Source organism: Streptomyces sp. NBRC 110035, assembly GCF_000829695.1.
Classification (GTDB): Bacteria; Actinomycetota; Actinomycetes; order Streptomycetales; family Streptomycetaceae; genus Streptomyces.
Genome location: NZ_BBNN01000019.1, coordinates 174,422 through 194,984 on the forward strand (window position 1 = coordinate 174,422; position 20,563 = coordinate 194,984).

Consider the following 20,563-nt stretch of genomic DNA (forward strand, 5'->3'; position numbering starts at 1 on the left):
ACCACGACATGACCGTCGACCGGACAGCCGCGGCAGCGGCGCCGCCAGCGAAAAACACCGCAGTTCCCGCTCCGCCGCGCCGCAGGCGGAACTGGGCGCCCGCCTTCTTCCTCCTGCCGTTCTTCATACCGTTCGTGCTGTTCACCCTGGCGCCGGTCGGCTACGCCTTCTACCAGAGCCTGCTCAGGACGGAACGGACCGGCGGCACCTTCGGCCGCAAGACGACCGTGTTCGCCGGTCTCGAGCAGTACAGGGAAGTGTTCGGCGACGCCGAGTTCCTCGGCAGCGTCGGCCGGGTGCTGCTCTTCGGCCTGGTGCAGATCCCGGTGATGCTGCTGCTGGCCCTGGTGCTCGCGCTGCTGCTGGACTCCACGGTGGCCCGCCTCAAGCGCTTCTTCCGCATCGCCTACTTCGTGCCGTACGGCATCCCCGGCGTGATCGCCGCACTCATGTGGGCCTTCCTGTACGACCCGCGCCTGTCGCCCGTCGTGGACCTGCTCGACAGGGCCGGGTCCGCGCCGGACTTCCTCGGCTCGTCGATGATGCTCTGGTCCATCGGCAACATCGTGACCTGGACCTACACCGGGTACAACATGCTGATCATCTACGCCGCGCTGCAGGCCATCCCGTCCGACATCTACGAGGCGGCACGCATGGACGGAGCGGGCGAGGCGACGATCGCCTGGCGCATCAAGGTCCCCATCCTGCGTCCGGCCCTCATTCTGACGGGGGTCTTCTCGATCATCGGGACCCTGCAGCTGTTCACCGAACCACAGGTGCTGCGCTCCATCTCCACCAGCGTCACCAGCACCTACACACCGAACCTGGCGGCCTACTCGCTCGCCTCGTCGGACAACTACAGCGAGGCCGCCGCCATGTCGGTGACACTGGCCCTGGCCACGTTCGTCCTGTCGTTCGGATTCCTCAAGCTCACGGGTCGAAAGGCTGAATCATGAGCCTCCTCACCGACACCGCGGGCGCCCACGCGCCCGCGCCGGCCTCCGGGACGACACCGCGCGGCCCGCGGGAGAGCCGCCTCTCGGTGATCGTCGCCACCGGTTTCCTGGCCGTGATCGCCCTCTACATGCTGCTTCCGGTGTTCTGGCTGGTCGTCTCGGCCACCAAGAGCCAGGGAGACCTGGTCGGCTCGTTCGGCCTGTGGTTCTCCGACTTCCACCTGATCGACAACCTGCGGGCGCTGTTCGCCAAGCAGGACGGGGTCTATCTGCCCTGGCTGCTCAACAGCCTCCTCTACGCCGGTGCGGGCGCGGCCGTCGGCACGCTGCTGTCCGCCATGGCCGGCTACGCCCTGGCCAAGTACCGTTTCCGCGGGCGGGAGTTCCTGTTCTCCGTCGTGCTCGGCGGTGTGCTGGTCCCGGCCACGGCGCTCGCGCTGCCGCTGTTCCTGCTCTTCGCCAAGGTGGGCGCCACCAACACCTTCTGGGCGGTCTTCCTGCCGAGCATCGTCAGCCCGTTCGGCGTCTACCTCTCGCGCATCTTCGCTGCCGCCTCCGTGCCCGACGAACTCCTGGAGGCGGCCCGCATCGACGGGTCGGGAGAGTTGCGGACCTTCTTCACCATGGCGCTGAGGCTGATGTCGCCCGCCATGGTGACGATCTTCCTGTTCCAGTTCGTGGTCATCTGGAACAACTTCCTGCTGCCCCTGGTGATGCTCCAGGACGACCGGCTCTACCCGGTCACCCTGGGCCTGTTCACCTGGCAGTCCCAGGTCAGCCGCGACCCCTCGCTGCAGATCCTCAGCCTCACCGGGTCGCTCGTGTCGGTCGTCCCGATCGTCATCACCTTCCTGGTGCTCCAGCGCTACTGGAAGGCCGGTCTCGCGGCGGGAGCGGTGAAGTCGTGAACGACGCGCTCAAGCAGCTGTCCGACCGGCTCGGCGGCATCGCCTACGGCGGCGACTACAACCCGGAGCAGTGGCCGCGCGAGGTGTGGGAGGAGGACGTCCGCCTCATGCGCGAGGCCGGCGTCAACCTCGTCACCGTCGGCGTCTTCTCCTGGGCGTTCCTGGAGCCCCGCCCGGGAACGTACGAGTTCGGCCTGCTCGACGAGGTCATGGACCTGCTGCACGCCAACGGCATCGCGGCCGACCTGGCGACGGCCACGGCGTCTCCGCCGCCCTGGTTCTCACTGCGTCACCCCGAGGCGCTGCCGGTGACCGCCGACGGCGTCCGGCTGAGTCACGGCTCGCGGCAGACGTTCTGCCCGAGCAGCCCCGCGTACGCCGAGGCGGCCGGCCGTCTCGCCGAACGGCTCGTGGAGCGGTACCGCGACCACCCCGCGCTCGCGCTGTGGCATCTGCACAACGAGTGGGGCAACCACAACGCGCACTGCTTCTGCGACACCAGTGCCGAGGCGTTCCGGGGCTGGCTCCGGCAGCGGTACGGCGGTCTCGACGGCCTCAACGAGGCCTGGGGCACGGCGTTCTGGAGCCAGCGGTACGGCGACTGGGCGGAGGTCGTGCCGCCGCGCGCCACCGCCGCCGTGCCGAATCCGACCCAGCGGCTCGACTTCTGGCGGTTCTCCTCGGACGCCCTGCTGGGGCTGCACCGGCGCGAGGCCGGGATCGTGCGCAGCCTCTCCCCCGGCGTGCCGCTCACCACCAACCTCCTGGTCACGCTCGAGAAGAAGGTCGACGGATTCTCCTTCGCCGAGGAGTGCGACTTCGTCTCCGTGGACCAGTACCTCACGGCCGCGGACCCCGAGGCGCACGTCGGGCTGTCCCTCGACGCCGACCTCGCACGCGGCATGGGCGGCGGCGCGCCGTGGCTGCTGATGGAGCACTCCACCTCCGCGGTGAACTGGCAGCCCCGCAACGTCGCGAAGACCCCGGGGCAGATGCGCCGCAACAGCCTCGCGCACGTGGCGCGCGGCGCCGACGGCGTCCTGTACTTCCAGTGGCGCCAGTCGAGGGCCGGCGCCGAGAAGTGGCACTCGGCGATGCTGCCGCACGGCGGCACGGACACCAAGACCTGGCGTGAGGTCACCGCTCTCGGCCGGGATCTGGGGGCACTGGCGGAGGTGCGCGGCACCCGCGTGGTGTCGGACGTGGCGCTCCTCTTCGACTGGAACGCCTGGTGGGCCCTCGAGACGGAGGCCACCCCCTCGCAGGACGTGCGCTACCTCGACCTGGTCCGCGCCTGGTACGAGGCCCTGTGGTCGCTGGGCGTCACCTGCGACCTCGTGCACCCCGGGAGCGACCTGAGCGGTTACCGGCTGGTCCTCGTCCCCAGTCTCTGCCTGACGAGCGACACGGACGCGGCGGCGCTGAACGGGTTCGTCGCGCAGGGCGGACACGCGGCCGTCGGTTTCTTCAGCGGTGTGGTGGACGAGAACGACCACGTCCGCCTCGGCGGCCATCCCGGAGCGTACCGGGACATGCTCGGCATCCGGGTCGACGAGTTCTTCCCGCTCCGGGAGGCGGAGACGGTCCGGCTCTCCGACGGCTCACAGGCCACGGTCTGGACCGAACTCGTCGAACCGCGGGGGGCCGGGACGGTCCTGTCGTTCGCGGCGGACCCGTCGTGCGGCGGCCCGGCCCCGGGGCACCCCGCGGTCACCCGTCACCACTACGGCGACGGTGTGTCCTGGTACGTGGCGACGCGCCCGGACTCGGGCACCCTGCGCGAGTTGCTGGCCCGGGTCTGCCGGGAGGCGGGGGTCACCGCCGCGGCCGAGGTCCCGGCCGGGGTCGAGGCGGTCCGCAGGCGCGGCCCGGACGCCACGTACCTGTTCCTGGTCAACCACTCCCCGAGCGACGTGTCCGTCCCGGCCTCGGGCACCGATCTGCTGAGCGGCGCCACCGCCGACGGCGAGGTCGTCGTCCGCGCGGGTGACGTCGTGGTGGTCCGGGAACACGGCGCCCCGACGCCGGGCCGGTGACGGAATGCTCGCCAGGCAACGGCAGGAGAAGATAGCCCAGCTCGTCCGGCAGCACGGCTCGATCCGGGTGAGCGCGCTGACCGAGCGGTTCGACGTGTCCGACATGACGATCCGGCGCGATCTGGAGGCCCTCGAGCGCCGGGGTCGTCTCGACAAGGTCCACGGCGGCGCGGTCACACCGGACCACGGCGGCACCGCCGAGCCGGCGTTCACGGAGAAGCGGCCCCTCCAGACCGCGGCCAAGGAGGCCATCGCGGCCGAGGCCGCCCGGCTCGTCGCTCCGGGCTCGGCGGTCGGCCTGACCGCGGGGACCACCACGTGGACGCTCGCCCGGCACCTGCTCGACGTCCCGGACATCACGGTGGTCACCAACAGCGTCCGGGTGGCGCAGACCCTGCACACCCACCGGCGGCAGAAGCAGACGGTCGTGCTCACCGGCGGCGTGCGCACCCCCTCCGACGCGCTGGTGGGGCCGGTCGCGGTCACCGCGCTGAGGACGCTCCACGTCGACGTGCTGTTCATGGGGGTGCACGGCATGGCCGCGCTGACCGGCTTCACCACGCCGAACCCGCAGGAGGCGGAGACGAACCGGGCGATGTGCCGCTCGGCACGACGGATCGTGGTCCTCGCCGACCACACCAAGTGGAACACGACCGGCACGGCGGCCATCGTCGCGCTGGAGACGGCCGACATACTCATCACCGACTCGGGCGTCGACGGGCACTGCCGCGAGGTGCTGGCACGCGGCGTCGGTGACCTGACCGTGGTCGAACCGACCCGGCTTTCACAGCGGGCGGCTCCTGCCCACTCCCCTCCCGGACCGACCGAAAGCGTACGCACGTGACCGCCGACCGTTCTTCCCGTCTCGTCCATTTCCGTGCCGGGGGCACGAGCCTGGTCCTCGACTGCTCGGGACCCCGCCTCCCACGGGTGCTGCACTGGGGGGCCGACCTCGGAGACCTGGGAGACGGCACCTCGGGCGGCACGGACGACCTCGCCTCCCTCGCCGCGGCGAGCGTCGCCGAGCTGGGCACCAGCGTTCCCGACGTCCCGGTCCCCGTGAGCGTGCTGCCCGAGCAGTCGGCCGGCTGGCTGGGCACGCCGGGACTGTCCGGCCACCGCGGGGGCGCCGACTTCTCCTGCGCGTTCACCGTCCGCGAGCTGCGGCTGACGGCCCCCCGCTCGCTGACGGTCGAGGCCACGGACGAACAGGCCCGGCTCGGCCTGCGGTGGGAGCTGGAGCTGACCTCCTCCGGTCTCGTCCGCCACCGCGCGTTCCTCACCAACCGGGGTGAGGGCCCCTACACGCTGGAGGCGCTGCAGCTCGCCCTGCCGGTACCGGCCCACGCCGCCGAAGTGCTCGACCTGACCGGCCGCCACCTGCGGGAACGTTCTCCGCAGCGGCACGGGTTCACCCTCGGCACGCACCTTCGGGAGAACCGTCGCGGCCGCACCGGCGTCGATGCGACCCTCGTCCACACCGTGGGTGAGCGGGGTTTCGGCTTCCGCGGCGGTGAGGTGTGGGGTCTGCACGTGGCATGGAGCGGCAACCACCGCACGTTCGCCGAGCGGACGAACTCCGGCGTCTCGCTCCTGGGCGGCGGTGAGCTGCTCCTGCCGGGCGAGGTCCGTCTGGGGCCCGGCGCCACGTACGGGACTCCGTGGATGTACGGCGCGTACGGCCGGGGCCTGGACGACATGGCGGCCCGCTTCCACGCCCACCTGCGGCAGCGCCCGCATCACCCCGCCACACCGCGGCCCGTCACGCTCAACACCTGGGAGGCGGTCTACTTCCGACAGGACCTGGAGACCCTCACGGCCCTGGCGGACGCGGCGGCGGAGGTCGGCGCCGAACGGTTCGTACTCGACGACGGCTGGTTCCGCGGACGCCGCGACGACCGGGCCGGGCTGGGCGACTGGTACGTGGACCCCGAGGTCTGGCCGCAGGGGCTGCACCCGCTCGTCGCACACGTGCGTTCCCGGGGGCTCCAGTTCGGCCTCTGGGTCGAACCCGAGATGATCAACCCGGACTCGGACCTGGCCAGGGCCCGTCCGGAGTGGATCCTGTCCGCGGCCGGGCGCATGCCACCGGAGGCCCGGCACCAGCAGGTGCTCGATCTGGGCCGTCCGGAAGCGTACGCGTACGTGCTCGACCGGCTGGACGCCCTGGTCACCGAGTACGCCGTCGACTACCTCAAGTGGGATCACAACCGCGACCTCGTCGACGCGGGCGGCGGTGGGCGGGGCACCGGCGGGGTGCACGCCCAGACCACCTCGGTGTACGCGCTGATGGACGAACTGCGCCGACGCCACCCGGCGCTGGAGATCGAGTCCTGCTCCTCGGGCGGCGCCCGGGTGGACCTCGGCATCCTCGAACGCAGCGACCGGGTGTGGACGAGCGACTGCATCGACGCCCTGGAGCGGCAGCAGATCCAGTGCTGGACGGGCCTGTTGCTGCCTCCGGAGCTGATGGGCGCACACGTCGGCGCGCCCGTCTCGCACACCACGGGCCGCACGCACGGTCTCGACTTCCGCGCCGGTACCGCGCTCTTCGGCCACATGGGCATCGAGTGGGACCTCACCCGGGCGACGCCCGGGGAACGCCGTCGGCTCGCCGACTGGATCGAGGCCCACAAGCGCCTCCGGCCGCTGCTGCACGGCGGGACGGTCGTCCACGCCGACCACCACGATCCCGCGCTGCTGGTGCACGGCGTCGTGGCTCCCGACCTGTCCCGTGCCGTCTACGCCGTGGTGCAGACGGCGACGAGCGTGCAGGCTCCGGCGGGCCGCGTGCGCCTGCCCGGCCTGGCGCCGGACGCGCGCTACGCCCTCGCCCCGCTGCCGCCGGGGGACGAGTTCCGGGGGCCGACGACAAGCCCTCTGCCCTGGTGGACACCGGAGGGTATTACGCTGTCGGGCCGTGCCCTGTCCGTCCTCGGCGTCCAGGCGCCCACCCTCCACCCGGAGAGCCTGGTACTGATCGAGGCCCGGCGGCTCGCGCCCTGACCGTCGGCCGTCGGCTTCCCGCCGGGCCGGCCCACGGCAGGATCTGCTCTGTGCGGGGCTCTGCCGCGGAGCCGGCGGAACCGGGGGAAGCCGGCGCAACCGGCATCACCCACACCGTTCCCGGGCGGGCCGGCCGGGCTCACCCGGGCGAAGTCGCCGTGGTGGGCGAGGGCGTAGTCGGAGGGCCCCACCGAGGTGACGGGGCCGAGACAGCCCCGGCGGGTGCGGACCGGCGGGGCTGTCTCGGAGAACGGTTCAGTCCTGCGCCGCCGGCTCCTGGGTGAAGGCCGCGTGGAAGCGGCGGGTGTGGTCCACCTGGCGTTCCGGGCCGGTCAGGGTGACCGTCGCCGTCAGGCGCGCGTCGGTGCTCGATGCGGCCAGGCGGAGGTGCAGGTCGCCGGGTTCGACGATCCGGTGGCCCTCGCGGCCGGTGAAGGAGGCCACGTCGGCCGGAACCGTGACGTGGATCCTGCGTGTCTCGCCCGGCTCCAGCTCCACCCGGGTGTAACCGACGAGCCGCTGCACCGGCTGGACGACGGAGGCGACCGGGTCGTGGAGATAGAGCTGGACGACTTCGGTGCCGGACCGCTCACCGGTGTTGCGGACGGTGAGGGAGAGGATGAACTCGCCGTCCGTCGAAACCTGTTCGGTGTCCACGGCGAGGTCGTTCCAGGCGAACGCCGTGTACGTCAGGCCGTGTCCGAAGCCGAACGCCGGCGTCGGGTCGATGTTGGACACCTCGCTGACCTGGGCGAGCCGTGCGCCGAGGTAGGTGGTCGGCTGGGACCCCGGGCCGCGCGGCACGCCGACCGGGAGCCGTCCGGAAGGGCTGGTACGTCCGCTCAGTACCCCGGCGATCGCCTGGGTGCCCGCGACGCCGGGGAAGAAGGACTGCACGATCGCCGCGGACTCGGCGACGGCGCGGCCGAGCGCGTACGGCCGCCCGGCGAGCAGGACGGTCACCACCGGCCTGCCGGAGTCGAGCAGCGCGTCCAGCAGACGCTGCTGGACGCCGGGCAGGGCCAGGGACTCCGCGTCGCAGCCCTCTCCGCTGGTGCCGCGGCCGAACAGACCCGCGCGGTCACCGAGTACGGCGATGACGACGTCCGCGTCCCGTGCCGCGTCGACCGCTTCGCCGATGCCGGAGAGGTCCCCGTCGTCGACGCCGGTGCCGCGGGCGACGGTGATGTCCGCGTCGGGAAACTCCGCGGCCAGGGTGTCCCGCAGGGTGGGCAGGTCGATCCCGACCGGGACGTCCGGGTGCCGCACGCCCACGTGCTGGGGGAAGGAGTAGCAGCCCAGTACGGCGGTGGCCTCGGCCGCGTTGGGGCCGACCAGGGCGATACGGCGGGGCCGGGCGAGCGGCAGGGTGCCGTCGTTGGCGAGCAGGACGATCGCCTTCTCGGCGATCTCGCGGGCCAGTTCCCGGTTCTCGGGCCGGTCCAGGTCGATCGTGCCGCGCAGGGCGTCCGGATCGTCCAGGTCCGCGCCGTCGAGCGCGGGCGGCACCGGGCTCCAGTCCGGATCGAGCAGGCCGAGCATCGCCTTCTGGCCGAGGACGCGGCGCAGGGCGCGGTCGATGACCGACTCCGGTACCCGGCCGTCGGCGACGGCCTCGGCGAGCGGTGCGCCGAACGTCTTGACGGTGGGCAGTTCGACGTCGACGCCGGCCTTCAGCGCGGCGCCCGCGGCCTGCGCCCAGTCGCCCGCGACGCCGTGCAGGGTCTTGAGGAAGGCGATGCCGAAGTAGTCGGCGACGACGGTGCCGTCGAAGCCCCAGGTGTCGCGGAGCAGTCCGGTCAGCAGGCTCTCGTCGGCCGCGGCGGGGACGCCGTCGGTGTCCGTGTAGGAGTGCATCACGGAGCGGGCGCCGCCCTCGCGGATCGCCATCTCGAACGGTGGCAGCAGGACGTCGGCCTGTTCGCGGGCGCCCATGGGCGCGGGGGCGAGGTTGCGTCCGGCGCGGGAGGCCGAGTAGCCGACGAAGTGCTTGAGGGTGGCGACGATCCCGGCGGACTCCAGGCCCTGGACGTACGCGGTGCCGATGGTGCCGACGAGGTAGGGGTCCTCGCCGATGGTCTCCTCCACCCGGCCCCAGCGGGCGTCGCGCACCACGTCGAGGACGGGCGCGAGACCCTGGTGGACACCGACGGACCGCATGTCGCGGCCGATGGCGGTGGCCATCCGGCGCACCACGTCCGGGTCGAAGGTGGCGCCCCAGGAGAGCGGGACGGGGTAGGCGGTGGCGCCCCAGGCTGCGAAGCCCGCCAGGCATTCCTCGTGCGCGACGGCGGGAATCCCGAAGCGGCCCGCCGAGGTGATACGGGACTGGGTGCGCAGCAGGGAGAGCGCGCCGAGTGCCGGGTCGACGGGTGCGGTGCCGAAGGGGCGGGTCAACTGGCCCAGTCCAGCGGGCAGAAGCGCGTCGAGGTCGACGGCCTCCTCCATGTCGTGCTGGTGCGGGGCCACTTCGCCGCCGTCGGCGGACGCGCCGACCCACACGCCGTACAGCTGGGCGATCTTCTCGTCCAGGGTCATCGCGCCGATCAGCGCGTCGACCCTGTCGGCGACGGGGCGGTCGGGGTCGTTCCAGAGGGGGATTTCGGGGGTGGTCTCTACGGCCACGTCGGCAGTCACTTTCCTCCGGCACCCATCAGCCCCTGGACCAGGGCACGACGGGCGAACAGATAGACGAGCAGGATGGGCACCATGGACAGCACCACGGCTCCCAGCAGACCGGGGATGTCGATACCGTGTTCGGTCTGGAAGTTGTACAGACCCAGGGTGACGACCTTGCTGGAGTCGGACTGGGTCAGGACGAGCGGGAACAGGAAGCCGTTCCATGCCTGGAGCGCGGAGAAGACCACGATCGTGGACAGTCCGCCCCTCGACAGCGGCAGTACGAGCTGGAAGAACATGCGCCGCGGGGAGGCGCCGTCCATGGCCATGGCCTCGTACAGTTCCGTGGAGATGTCGCGCATCGCGCCGCTGAGGATCAGCGCCGACATCGGCAGGCAGAACGCGGCCGTGGGCAGGATGACGCCCAGCAGGTTGTCGTACAGTCCGGCCTCGCTGATCAGGTAGAACATCGGCACGATGACGGCCTGGGCGGGGATGGCGAGACCGAGCAGGAACAGCCGGAAGATCGCCGACGTGGTCCGGCCCCGGCTGCGCACGATCGCGTAGGCGAGTGGCGGGACCAGCAGCAGCACGATCCCGATCACGCAGCCGGTGACGACGAGCGTGTTGAAGAAGTACTGGCCGAAGCCCGAGTCGAAGGCTCCGGTGTAGTTGTCCAGGGTGAAGCTGTCCGGGATCGAGACCGGGCCGTTCTCGGCGTAGTCCTGTCGGGTGCGCAGGGTCGCGGCGAGCATCACGTACAGCGGCAGGCCGACCAGGAACAGCCAGAGGATCGAGCCGGCGCCGGCCAGGTAGTGGGGACGGCGCCTCATGACACACCCTCCATGGTGCTGCGCATCTTGTCGTAGCCGGAGACCCGGACGACGACCAGCGAGATGACGGTGGCCGCGACGACCAGGGCCAGGGCGATGGCGGAGCCGGCGCCGAAGTCGAATCCCTTGAACGCCTTGTCGTACATGTAGTAGGCGCTGATGGTGGTGTCGGTGCCGGGGCCGCCCTGGGTCAGGATGAGGACCGTCTCGAAGGTGGTCAGACCGCCGACGATCATCAGGATCATCGAGGTGATCATCGAGTTGCGCAGCTGCGGCAGTGTGATGTGGAAGAACTGCCGGTAGCGGCCCGCCCCGTCGATTTCGGCCGCCTGGTAGAGCACCTGCGGGACGGCCCGGGCGGCGCCCTGGTAGATCAGCGTGTGGAACGGGGTGAACTGCCAGGTACTGACGAACGCCAGCACCCCGATGGCGGTGGCCTGTTCACCGAACAGGTTGCCGTCGCCGAACAGCCAGGCGGCCTCGGCCGGGATGCCGAAGTTCGGGTCGAGCAGCGCCCGCCACAGCACGGAGACGGCAGTGGCGGACAGCAGCAGCGGGACGAAGTAGATGACGGACAGCACGGCGCGGTTGCGCTGGTGGCCGGCGGCCCAGACGCCGAGCAGGATGCTCAGCGGCGTCTGGATGACCACGCCGAGCACGGTCAGGAGCAGGGTCAGCCAGACGCTCTTGAGCATCACCGGGTCGTCCATCAGGCGCGACCAGTTGTCCATGCCGGCGAATTCGGGCGAGCCGATCCCGTCCCAGCTCGTGAAGGACAGCACCGCCACCATGATCAGCGGGGTGACCGCGAAGAGGGCGAAGAACACTGCGGCGGGCAGCGCCCAGGCGAAGCCGGGACGCCCCACCTTCGTTGCGGACGAGGCGGACGGAGCGCTCGTGGTCTTTGTCGTCATGAGCCGTTCGTCACTCGGTCGGGAGGGCCTGCATGGCCTTGATGAAGCCGTCCGCGTCGAGCTGTCCGTTGAAGAACTGCTGGACGGCCTTGTGCATGGACGAGCTCGCCTTCTGCGGGTACGCCTGGTCCCAGGACAGCTGGAACGACGGGGCGTCGGCGACGAGGTCGTACTGGAAGCGCGAGTACTCGGGGGTGGACGAGGTGTCGATGAACTTGTCGGTGTTGGTCGTGGTCGGCAGGTTGCCGATGTCCAGCTGCGCCTTGACGAAGTCGTCGGAGTACATGAGCTCCAGGAACTCGGCGACGGCCTCGGGGTGCTTCGTCTTCTTCATCACCGAGTAGTAGTTGTTCGTGTTGCCGGCGACGTTGGCCGGGTCGCCCTTGCCGCCCTCGACGGTCGGGAAGGGGGTGTAGCCGAGGTCCTTCTCGGCGAACGCCTCGTGGTCCGTGAGCTGCTGGGAGTAGTACCAGGAGCCCATCAGCTCGAAGCCGGCCTTGCCGGAGGACACCAGCTGGACCGAGCCGCCGTTGGTGTACTTGACGGAGTCGTAGTTCTTGCCGAAGGCGCCGGCGTCGACGAGCTCCCTGATCATGCTCAGGGCCTTCTTGCTGTCCGCGCTCTCCCAGGCGCTCTTGTCGCCGCCCACGGCCTTCTCGAACAGTCCGGGGCCGGCCACGCGGTCGAAGAGGTACTGGAACCACATCTGCGTCGGCCAGATGTCGCCGCCGCCGAGCGCGATCGGCGTCACGCCCTCGTCCTTGAGCTTCCCGACCGCGTCGAGCAGTTCGTCCCAGGTCTTCGGCGGCGTGACGCCCGCCTGGTCGAGGACCTTCTTGTTGTGGAAGAGCAGGACCGGCTGGGTGCCGCGCATCGGGATGCCGTACGGCTTGCCGTCGACGACGGCGTTGTTGAAGACGGACGGAAGGAACTTGTCCTCCAGGTCCGGGTTCTTCTCGATGAAGTCGTCGAGCGGCATCAGCAGGTCGGCCTTGACGAACGGCTTGATGCTGCCGCCGCCCCAGTTGAAGAAGACGTCCGGTGCCTGCGGGGTGCTGATGATCGTCTGAAGTTTCTTCTGGTAGTCCGCACCGGGGATGGTGTCGAGGACGACCTTGACGTCGGACGTTTTGTTGAACGTGTCGACGAGTTTCTTCTCGACCTTGTTGGTGGCGTCCCCGTAGACCAGGACATGGATCTTGCCGTCGTCCGCCGACGCCCCGCCGTCCCCGACGCCGCAGGCCGAAAGGGTCAGCGCCAGGGTGAGCGTCGCACCACCGGCGACCAGTCTGGGCAAGCGCGCACGTGTCTTCATCGTTCGCCTCTCGAAAGTTTCGGCCTCATCGCCGAAAGTCCATGCCGTGGGACAGTAGGTCAGACGGAAGTCTCGGTCAACGGTCGAGTCGGCACTCACTCAAACCGTTACCGACACGCGGTGCCGTATCCTGCGGCTATGCACGATGAAGGCGAGACGAGCGGCAGAATCACCCTGGCCACGGTGGCGAAGGAGGCCGGCGTTTCGATGCCGACAGTTTCGAAGGTCCTCAACGGCCGATCGGACGTCTCCCGCACGACCCGCGCCAAGGTGGAACGGCTGCTGGACGTCCACGGTTACCGCCGTCGCGCCCAGCCGGCGTCCCGCTCCCCGCTCATCGAGATCGTCTTCCACGAGCTGGAGAGCATCTGGGCGATGGAGCTGATCCGGGGCGTGGAGAGCGTCGCCAGGGAGAACCGCGCGACGGTGGCGCTCACCGAGAGCGGCACCCGGCACACCCCCGCTCCGGAGTGGCTCCCGGGCGTGCTGCAACGCAGGCCGCTCGGCGTCGTGCTGGTCTTCTCCACCCTCCCGGAGGACATCAAACGCCAGCTCAGAGCGGCGGCCATCCCCCTCGTCGTCATCGACCCGGCGGGCGACCCCGCCCCCGACGTCCCCTCGGTCGGGTCCGCGAACTGGGCCGGTGGCCTCGCCGCCACCCGCCATCTCACCGACCTCGGTCACGAGCGGGCCGCGATCATCACCGGTCCCGAGGACATGCTCTGCTCGCTCGCCCGCCTCGACGGCTACCGCTCCGCCATGGCGATGGCGGGCCTGGAGACCGACCCGCGCCTGATGCGCTTCGGCGACTTCCACGTACAGAGCGGCTTCGAGCACGCCATGGACCTGCTGAACGGCACCGACCGGCCGACGGCGATCTTCGCGGGCAGCGACCTCCAGGCACTCGGCGTCCTGGAGGCGGCCAGGGTCAGGGGCCTGCGTGTACCGGAGGACCTGTCGGTGGTGGGCTACGACGACGTACCACTGGCCCAGTGGTCGAGCCCGCCCCTCACCACAGTCCACCAGCCCTTGCGGCACATGGCCGAGGAGGCCACCCGCATGCTCCTGCGCCCGGACGCCCCCGGCACGGCGGCACAGCGCATCGAACTGGCGACGCACCTGGTGGTACGGCAGAGCACGGCTCGGTTGCGGAAGGCTTGAGACATGGCCTGCGGCCCCCTCGCCGCCCGCGCGTGGAGCTGCTGGGACGGCCGCCCCGGCCGTGCGCCGGACCCGCCGGCTTCGCTCGCACCGGGCAAAGGGTCGGGCCTCCGGGCGGCGCGACGGCCGCTCCTCACGGTCAGGCGTTGAGCTGCCAGACGGCGAGGTTGAGGGCCGCGGCGTACAGCGTCCACAGCGCGTAGGGGACGAGGACGAGCGAGGCCGCCGGGCTCGTGCGCCGGAAGAGCAGCATGGTGGCACCGAGAGCGGCCAGGAGCAGGCAGATGTCGAGGAACGCGAGGCCGTACCGGCCGGCTGTGAAGAACAACGGCGTCCAGGCCAGGTTGAAGGCGAGCTGCGCGCCCCAGAAGACGATCTCCGCCTTCACCTGCGCCAGGGGCCGGCGGCGCAGTACGAGCCAGGCGGAGACGGCGATGGTCGCGTACAGCACCGTCCAGACCGGCCCGAACAGCCAGGAGGGCGGGGCCCACGCGGGGCGCTCGAGTGAGCGGTACGTGCTGCCCGCGTCCGTGGCCGCGACACCGCCCAGAGCGGCGACCGCGTAGCAGATCGCGAGAAGCAGGAGCAGCAGCAGGAGCGACCGGCGCGAGGCGGAGCGGGATCGCGGGTCCTTCCCCGGCGGGACTCCCGTCATCTGCTGTCTCCTTCCGTTGCACCGGTGGTGTCGTGGCCGGGTGCCCGGAATCCGCTGCCTGATGCGACACGTGGCACGCGGCGCCCGCTCACGCCTGCCCCGTGCGTGGCCGTGCCGAGGCGTCCCTGGTGCTGTCCGATGCCCAGCCATACCGGCCGTACCGGGCGTACAGTGGAAGGCGCAACCTCTGCCGATCCTGCGGCACGCCCGTGCCGCAGCCATCTGCCGGTTCAGCCGGCATCTGGCGGAGGTGTGCCGTGCCCGACGACCGTCGGCCTTCTCTTTTCAGCGCCGCCCTGTTCCCCGCCGAACGCGGATGGATCCGCGATGCCGCGTGCGCGGGCGAGGACCCAGAGTTGTTCTTCCCTCTGACCGAGCGGGAGAGCGAGTCCCAGGTTGCTCGCGCCCGTGCGGTCTGCCGTCGCTGCCGCGTCCTGCTCGCCTGCCGCCGGTGGGCCGTCGAGCAGGGCGAGGACGCCGGTATCCGGGGCGCGACCACCGCCGCGCAGCGTCGCGCCATCCGACGGGAGCTGTTCGACAGCCGCGAGGGACGAACGACGTGGAAGACGGTTCGCGCGCGTCGGGAATGACTTCGGCCACCGCGTCGCCGGCCACGACGAGGGCAAAGCCTCGGTGGCCGAGACGGACGAACAAGTGCTCGGCATTCGGCCTGAACCCTACGGGTCCGCGGACGGCACGCCGGACCATGCGTAACGCGTGCGCAGCTCGCGGACGACGCCGAAGGCGGCGGCGGTGACCGGGACCGCGAGGAGCACTCCGACGATCCCGGCCACGGACGCGCCCGCGGTGAGCGCCACGAGGACCAGCGCCGGGTGGATCCGCACGGTCCGGCTCTGGACCATCGGCTGGAAGACGTTCCCCTCCAGCGCCTGCACCACGAGCACCACCCCGAGCACCCACAGCGCGACGACGAACCCCCGGTCGGCGAGCGCGACCAGCACGGCCGCAGCCCCGGAGACGAAGGCGCCGATGTAGGGGACGTAGGCGCCGATGAAGACGATCGCCCCGAGCCCGAGGGCACCCGGCACGCGCAGGATCAGCAGACCGGCGGTGATGCAGACGGCGTCGGTGAGCGCGACCACGGTGGTGCCCCGCATGAACCCCTCCACGCCTTCGAAGGCCCGCCGGGCCATCGCCTCGACGGTGTCGGCGCTGCCGCGCGGGACGAGCGAGCGCAGCGTGCCGGCGGCATGAGGGGAGTCGCGCAGGAAGAAGAAGACCAGCAGCAGCGCGAGCACGGCCATGCCCAGGGCCTGCGCGACGAAACCGGCCCCGGTCACGACGCCGGAGGCGGCCGTTCCCCCGGACCTGCCCAGCAGGTCCAGGGCGTCGTCGGCAAGGTCCCCCAGCGAGGTGCCGTCCGCCCCGAAGTGGTCGGCCAGCCCGCGCACCCCCTTGCGCAGCGAGGCGACGATCTGGTCCCAGGTGTCGACCAGCGTGGCCGTGACGACGTACACGGCGCCACCTACCACGGCGAGGACGGCGGTGCAGGTGAGCCCGGCGGCGACGGACCGGTTGACCTTCGCCTTCACCATCCACCGGTGCAGAGGGAGGAGCAGCGCGGTGCCGAGCAGAGCGAGCAGCACGGGAACGACGGCCGGCCGCAGCGCCACGCACACCTGGATCCCGACATAGCCGACCCCGACGGCCAACAGGATCACGGCGCACCAGGCTGCGAGCCGGCGAACGGGCTCCGGGAGCAATTGCACATGTGCACCGTACGTACCGGCCGCGCCGTCCTGGGTGAACGGCCCGCCCGCTTCGCATGTCGTCGGTTTCCCGAGTCGTTGATCCGGAGGAGGGATTCACCCGAACGCCTCCGGGAGGCGGCGTCACCCGGGGGTGGGCGGGGAGGCCGGGGACGTGCGCGCCCATGCCACCAGCGTGGTGGAACGGATGACCGGCCTGGAAGTAGTGGAGGTGGACTTCACCGCGGACGGCATTCACTTGCCGGACGAGGGGGCCGGAGCAGGGCGAGAGACGGGTGACGTGACCGGACGTCCGGGGCCGGACCGTCCGGCGGTCCGCGTCCCGCGACCGGAGAGCGGACGGCCTGAGCACACGCCACCGAACACCTCCGGCAGTTCCCCCACCTGACCCAAGGAGTGGTGCCACACCGCGGTGGGCGTGGCATGCCTGTCAGCGGCGGCCTGCAGTCCGCCGGAACTCCGGGAGAGAGGCGGCACAGGGATGTACACGAGAATGGCGGGGGCGTGGCGAAGGGCGGTGACCCTCCTCGTGGCAGGCTGTCTGGCCGCCGCGGGTACGACGGGATGCGGCAACGACGAGGGCGAGTACAACCCACCGGGCGCCAACGCCCGTGTCGGACCGGTCCTGATCCGCTACGCGCACATCGCCGAACCCCCCGACGGCCCGTGGGATCCGGGGGACGACGCCCCCTTCTATCTCTGGCTGTTCAACCAGGGGCAGAGCGCCGACAGACTGCTCGGCGCCGAGACGACGGTCGCACGGTCCGTGGACGTCGTGAGCGCGGACGGCACCGTTTGGGGCCCGGTCGAGGTACCCACCGGGAAACTGGTCGAACTGGAGGAGGGGCGCGTCCACCTGCTGCTTCGGGACCTGCGCCAGCAGATCCGCGGCGGAGACTACGCGTGGATCACCCTGCGTTTCGAACGAGCGGGCGAAGTCGCCCTGCAGGTGCACTCCCAGGTCCCCACCTACGTCGAGGACGCCACCGACGCGCCGGGACTGACGTCCCCCTCGCCGGATGAGTGACGTCCACTGACCCGTCCCGCGCCGGAGGGACGGGAGGAAGAGCGGTGAGGCCGCGGGTGGGGCGGAACCGGGCGGCACCTCGGAAACCTGGTGACGTACGGCATCGGGTGGCGGTCGGGGGACGGCCGGACGGTGCGGGTGGGCGCCGCACCGTCGGGGTGGAGTCCGACCGGTCCTGTACGGAGCCCGGGAGACCGTGGTGGCCGCCGGGCTGGTGCTGCTTCCCCCCGGCCGTCTGGACGGGCATGCGCTCGGCGTGACCGGACTTCACAGCAGACGGGCCGTGAGCGCACCACCGTGCGTACGGGGCCCGCGGAGCACTGGCCGCCGGCCGTCCTGCGCCGGGCTCCTGTCCGTGTCACGCCGGGCGGCGCTCCAGGATCTCGCCGGTCTTCGCGTCCACCACATGGAGCGTCGCCGACTCGTCTGCCACGCCGAGGGCATCGACCCACCAGACCGGATCGCCTTCACGCCCCTGCAGTTCGAGGGCGGTGACGAGCTCACCGTTCGCCGTGTCGGCCGCTTCACGAGCCGCCTCGTCCGGCAGGAGCTGAGCCTCGTCCAGGTGCCGCATCAGCTCCTGGCGCCCGGAGTCCGCCAGGTCGGGGCCGGGGCTCGTCCCCAGCACCTCGCCCCGGGTGGCACCGAGCCGGACCGTCGTGAGCTGTCCGTCCTGGTCCGCGATCCGGCTCTCCCACACGGGCGAGTTCGACTCGGGCTCCTTGAGCTCCAGAGCAACCAGTTCACCGGCGGTCACCTCGGCCGCGGAGAGGCGAATGGCGCGCTCGTAGTCGATGTCGACCATCTCGAACCGCTCGGCGGGCTCGTTCAGCGGATCCTCCCGGCCACAGGCCACAGGCCACGAGCAGCGACAACGCGACGACCGGCGCACAAAGGGCCACCGCGAGCCGCCTCAAGACCCGTCCGACCTCTTGCCGGCAGGTGATTCCCGTCATTCCCATGCGAGTCGACTATCCACCCTGGAGGAAATGAATAACACATATGAAGAAAATCAACCGCGATGCACCAATGCCGCATCCACCCTCGGCACCGTTCTGCAATTTGTCCCGTTCACGGCGTTATGTAGTCTGAGTTCGTGCTGATGCGTGACACGCTCCGGGTCCAGCTGTGGCCCGTGCCGATGCTGGGTGTCGTACTCGCCGTCGCCGCGGGCGTGGCACTGCCTCGGCTGGACGAGCGGCTTCAGCACGAGCTCCCGTCCTGGCTGAGTGACTACTTCTTCGGCGGCAGCTCGGATGCCGCACGCGCGGTGCTGGAAGCCATCGCCGGCTCCCTGATCACGGTCACGGCGCTGACCTTCTCGCTCACCGTGCTGACGCTTCAGCTGGCGAGCAGCCAGTTCTCCCCCCGTGTGCTGCGGACCTTCAACTCGGACCGGTACGTCCAGACGACCCTGGCGCTCTTCCTCGCGACGTTCACCTACGCCCTGACCGTGCTGCGCACCGTACGCACCGGCGAGGACGAGCAGGCCAGGTTCGTCCCCGAGCTGTCGGTCACGGTCGCCTTCCTGCTCACCCTGGCCAGCCTGCTCGCCCTCGTCCTGTTCCTGTCCCACCTGGCGCGCGAGATCCGGGTCGAGACGATGATGAGCAGCATCCACTCCGCCGCCGGCCGCTCCCTCGGTCGGCTCCTCCCGAAAGAAGAGGACACGGACCGCGGGGACTCCGGCGGCGCGCACCCCTCCGACGCCCCGCCAAAACCGCCCGCGGGCGCGCTGCCCCTGAGCGTCGGCTCTTCCGGCTTCTTCACCTCCGTCGACGAGGCGGCCCTTCTGAGGGCAGCCGTCGAAGCCGACGCCGTCCTGCTCATCGACCGCCTCCCCGGGAGCTCCCTGATCGCCGCCACGCCCGTGGGAGCCGCCTGGCCGCGCGCCGGGGAGCCGTTCTCCCCCGACGCATGGACCCGTCTGGCCGAACGAGCCGCCAAAGCGGTGAGGACCGGCCCTGAACGCACCGGCCTCCAGGACATCGCCTTCGGGCTCCGGCAGCTCACCGACATCGCCACCAAGGCGCTCTCCCCCGGGATCAACGACCCGACGACCGCTGTGCACGCCCTGTCCCACTCCGCCGCGCTGCTGTGCGAGCTGGCCCGGCACGATCTGGGCCCCCGGCTGCTGCGCGACGACGGCCGGCAGGTCAGAGTCGTGCTGCGGCGCCCCGGCCTGGAGGACCTCCTGGACCTGGCCATGACCCAGCCCCTGCGCTACGGCGCCGCCGAGCCCGCCGTCCTGGCTCGCCTCGCGATGCTGCTGCGTGAACTCGCCTGGAACAGCGCACCCGACCGGCACCCGCCCGTCGTCGCCGCTCTCGCCCTGCTGCGCTCCACCATCGGCGCCCAGAACCTCCACTCCACCGAGTACGGCCGGCTCACCGAGCTGACCGGCCTCGTCGACGAGGCCCTGGCCGGGCGGTGGACACACGGCCGCACCCGCTGACCGGCGACGGGCCGCGAGCAGGCTCAACGGGGCGGACCGGTTCCCGGTGTCAGTCCGGGTCCGTCGTCGGGATCACCACCAGCCTGGTCACGGTGCCGTCGTCGCCGACCACGTCGCGCACGTGCCGGAAGCCCAGTCGGCGGCACATGGCCAGGCTGGCGGTGTTGTCGGCGCCGACCATGCCGTAGGCCTCCTTCAGGCCCAGGTTGTCGGCGGCGTGGCGGAGCAGGCCGCCGACCACTTCCGTGCCCAGGCCCCGGCCCCAGTACTGGGGGGCGAGAGCGGTGATCAGTTCGTGGCCGTCGGCGTTGCCGGTCTTCTTCACCTCCGCGTGGCCGACGTAGACCTCCTCGCGCCACAGTCCCCACACGTCGAACCTGTGCTGCGGGTAGACGTCGGTGAGGATGGCGCGGAACAGCGTGCGCAGGTCGGCCTCCGGCACGCGTTCCTGGCCCATCCAGCGGCAGACCTCCTCGTCGCGCAGCAGGGCCACGAAGACGTCCTCGTCCTCGGGGCGGTAGGGCCGGAACGTGAGGCGTTCGGTGTGCAGGACCGGTGTCATGACGGCTCCTCGGGATGAGGCAGGGCGGGTGCAGGGCGGGCGGGGCACGGGCCGGGGTGCGGTTGCGGACGCGCCCCGGCCCGTCCTGCGCGGCTGCGCGGGACGCGTCAGGCCTCGGCGTTCTCCATGCGCTCCCGCAGGCTGCGCGGGCGCATGTCGGTCCAGACCTCGTCGACGTAGGCGGAGCACTCCGCCTCCGTGCCTTCCTTGCCGACGGGCTGCCAGCCGGCGGGCACCTCGACGTCGACGGGCCACAGCGAGTACTGCTCCTCGTCGTTGCGCAGCACCTGGTAGCGGGTGTTCTCGTCCATGTCTGTCGGTCTCGCTCTCTTGGGTCGGACAGGTGGCGGGCAAAGGGCTGGTGAGGGGGTGTCCGGCGGTGGGGC

Annotated in this window: 18 protein-coding genes; 9 read left to right on the forward strand and 9 right to left on the reverse strand. The window is 71.1% G+C overall.

Going from position 1 to position 20,563, the window contains the following annotated elements:
• Positions 1-8 precede the first annotated feature (8 nt).
• The 5 genes from TU30_RS09185 to TU30_RS09205 are packed head-to-tail and all read left to right on the forward strand — an operon-like array spanning position 9 to position 6,906.
• Entirely contained in the window at positions 9-956 is a 948-nt protein-coding gene (locus tag TU30_RS09185) for a carbohydrate ABC transporter permease (protein WP_042166954.1), read from the forward strand.
• Entirely contained in the window at positions 953-1,864 is a 912-nt protein-coding gene (locus TU30_RS09190; RefSeq protein WP_078878186.1) for a carbohydrate ABC transporter permease, read from the forward strand. The genes TU30_RS09185 and TU30_RS09190 overlap by 4 nt, the downstream gene beginning before the upstream one ends.
• Complete coding sequence (locus TU30_RS09195; RefSeq protein WP_042166956.1) at positions 1,861-3,900, forward strand: beta-galactosidase; 2,040 nt, start codon at positions 1,861-1,863, stop codon at positions 3,898-3,900. Before TU30_RS09190 ends, TU30_RS09195 begins: the two co-directional genes overlap by 4 nt.
• 4 nt (positions 3,901-3,904) lie before the next feature.
• On the forward strand, positions 3,905-4,744 hold the full coding sequence (locus tag TU30_RS09200) for a DeoR/GlpR family DNA-binding transcription regulator (RefSeq protein WP_042166958.1): 840 nt from the start codon (positions 3,905-3,907) through the stop codon (positions 4,742-4,744).
• A complete protein-coding gene (locus TU30_RS09205; RefSeq protein ID WP_042166959.1) occupies positions 4,741-6,906 on the forward strand; it encodes an alpha-galactosidase in 2,166 nt (721 codons plus the stop codon). The genes TU30_RS09200 and TU30_RS09205 overlap by 4 nt, the downstream gene beginning before the upstream one ends.
• Positions 6,907-7,161: 255 nt before the next feature.
• Here the strand turns inward: TU30_RS09205 and TU30_RS09210 are convergent, their stop codons facing one another.
• Genes TU30_RS09210 through TU30_RS09225 form a run of 4 tightly spaced genes read right to left on the reverse strand, consistent with a single transcriptional unit; the run spans position 7,162 to position 12,587 of the window.
• Entirely contained in the window at positions 7,162-9,543 is a 2,382-nt protein-coding gene (locus TU30_RS09210; RefSeq protein WP_107068406.1) for a glycoside hydrolase family 3 N-terminal domain-containing protein, read from the reverse strand.
• Positions 9,540-10,358 carry a carbohydrate ABC transporter permease gene (locus TU30_RS09215; protein WP_042166961.1) on the reverse strand — a complete coding sequence of 273 codons (819 nt, stop codon included), beginning with the start codon at positions 10,356-10,358 and terminating at the stop codon, positions 9,540-9,542. The genes TU30_RS09210 and TU30_RS09215 overlap by 4 nt, the downstream gene beginning before the upstream one ends.
• A complete protein-coding gene (locus tag TU30_RS09220) occupies positions 10,355-11,272 on the reverse strand; it encodes a carbohydrate ABC transporter permease (protein WP_042166964.1) in 918 nt (305 codons plus the stop codon). The genes TU30_RS09215 and TU30_RS09220 overlap by 4 nt, the downstream gene beginning before the upstream one ends.
• A 10-nt stretch (positions 11,273-11,282) precedes the next feature.
• Positions 11,283-12,587 (reverse strand): ABC transporter substrate-binding protein, encoded by a 1,305-nt coding sequence (locus TU30_RS09225; RefSeq protein WP_042166966.1) that lies wholly within the window; start codon positions 12,585-12,587, stop codon positions 11,283-11,285.
• A gap of 138 nt (positions 12,588-12,725) precedes the next feature.
• Here TU30_RS09225 and TU30_RS09230 point away from each other — a divergent pair, with 138 nt between their 5' ends.
• Entirely contained in the window at positions 12,726-13,748 is a 1,023-nt protein-coding gene (locus tag TU30_RS09230) for a LacI family DNA-binding transcriptional regulator (protein ID WP_078878187.1), read from the forward strand.
• A 139-nt stretch (positions 13,749-13,887) separates the two neighbouring features.
• Here TU30_RS09230 and TU30_RS09235 read toward each other — a convergent pair whose 3' ends face one another.
• Positions 13,888-14,403, reverse strand: coding sequence for a TspO/MBR family protein (locus TU30_RS09235; RefSeq protein ID WP_042166968.1), 516 nt, complete (start codon positions 14,401-14,403; stop codon positions 13,888-13,890).
• 257 nt (positions 14,404-14,660) lie between these two features.
• Between TU30_RS09235 and TU30_RS09240 the strand changes: the two genes are divergently transcribed.
• Entirely contained in the window at positions 14,661-14,993 is a 333-nt protein-coding gene (locus TU30_RS09240) for a WhiB family transcriptional regulator (RefSeq protein ID WP_063837626.1), read from the forward strand.
• Between the two features lie 87 nt (positions 14,994-15,080).
• Here TU30_RS09240 and TU30_RS09245 read toward each other — a convergent pair whose 3' ends face one another.
• The gene (locus TU30_RS09245; RefSeq protein WP_042166971.1) at positions 15,081-16,133 is read right to left on the reverse strand and encodes an AI-2E family transporter; all 1,053 of its coding nucleotides are present in this window, start codon (positions 16,131-16,133) and stop codon (positions 15,081-15,083) included.
• Between the two features lie 517 nt (positions 16,134-16,650).
• On the opposite strand from TU30_RS09245, the gene TU30_RS09250 reads away from it, so the two are divergent.
• Positions 16,651-17,160, forward strand: coding sequence for a copper chaperone PCu(A)C (locus tag TU30_RS09250; protein ID WP_234307815.1), 510 nt, complete (start codon positions 16,651-16,653; stop codon positions 17,158-17,160).
• A 358-nt stretch (positions 17,161-17,518) separates the two neighbouring features.
• Here the strand turns inward: TU30_RS09250 and TU30_RS09255 are convergent, their stop codons facing one another.
• Positions 17,519-18,016: a PepSY domain-containing protein gene (locus tag TU30_RS09255; protein ID WP_042166976.1), complete on the reverse strand. Its 498-nt coding sequence runs from the start codon at positions 18,014-18,016 to the stop codon at positions 17,519-17,521.
• Between the two features lie 246 nt (positions 18,017-18,262).
• On the opposite strand from TU30_RS09255, the gene TU30_RS09260 reads away from it, so the two are divergent.
• A complete protein-coding gene (locus TU30_RS09260; RefSeq protein WP_042166978.1) occupies positions 18,263-19,615 on the forward strand; it encodes a DUF2254 domain-containing protein in 1,353 nt (450 codons plus the stop codon).
• A 49-nt stretch (positions 19,616-19,664) separates the two neighbouring features.
• Here the strand turns inward: TU30_RS09260 and TU30_RS09265 are convergent, their stop codons facing one another.
• Entirely contained in the window at positions 19,665-20,177 is a 513-nt protein-coding gene (locus TU30_RS09265; RefSeq protein WP_042166981.1) for a GNAT family N-acetyltransferase, read from the reverse strand.
• A gap of 107 nt (positions 20,178-20,284) precedes the next feature.
• On the reverse strand, positions 20,285-20,488 hold the full coding sequence (locus TU30_RS09270) for an MbtH family NRPS accessory protein (protein ID WP_042166983.1): 204 nt from the start codon (positions 20,486-20,488) through the stop codon (positions 20,285-20,287).
• Positions 20,489-20,563: the final 75 nt, after the last annotated feature.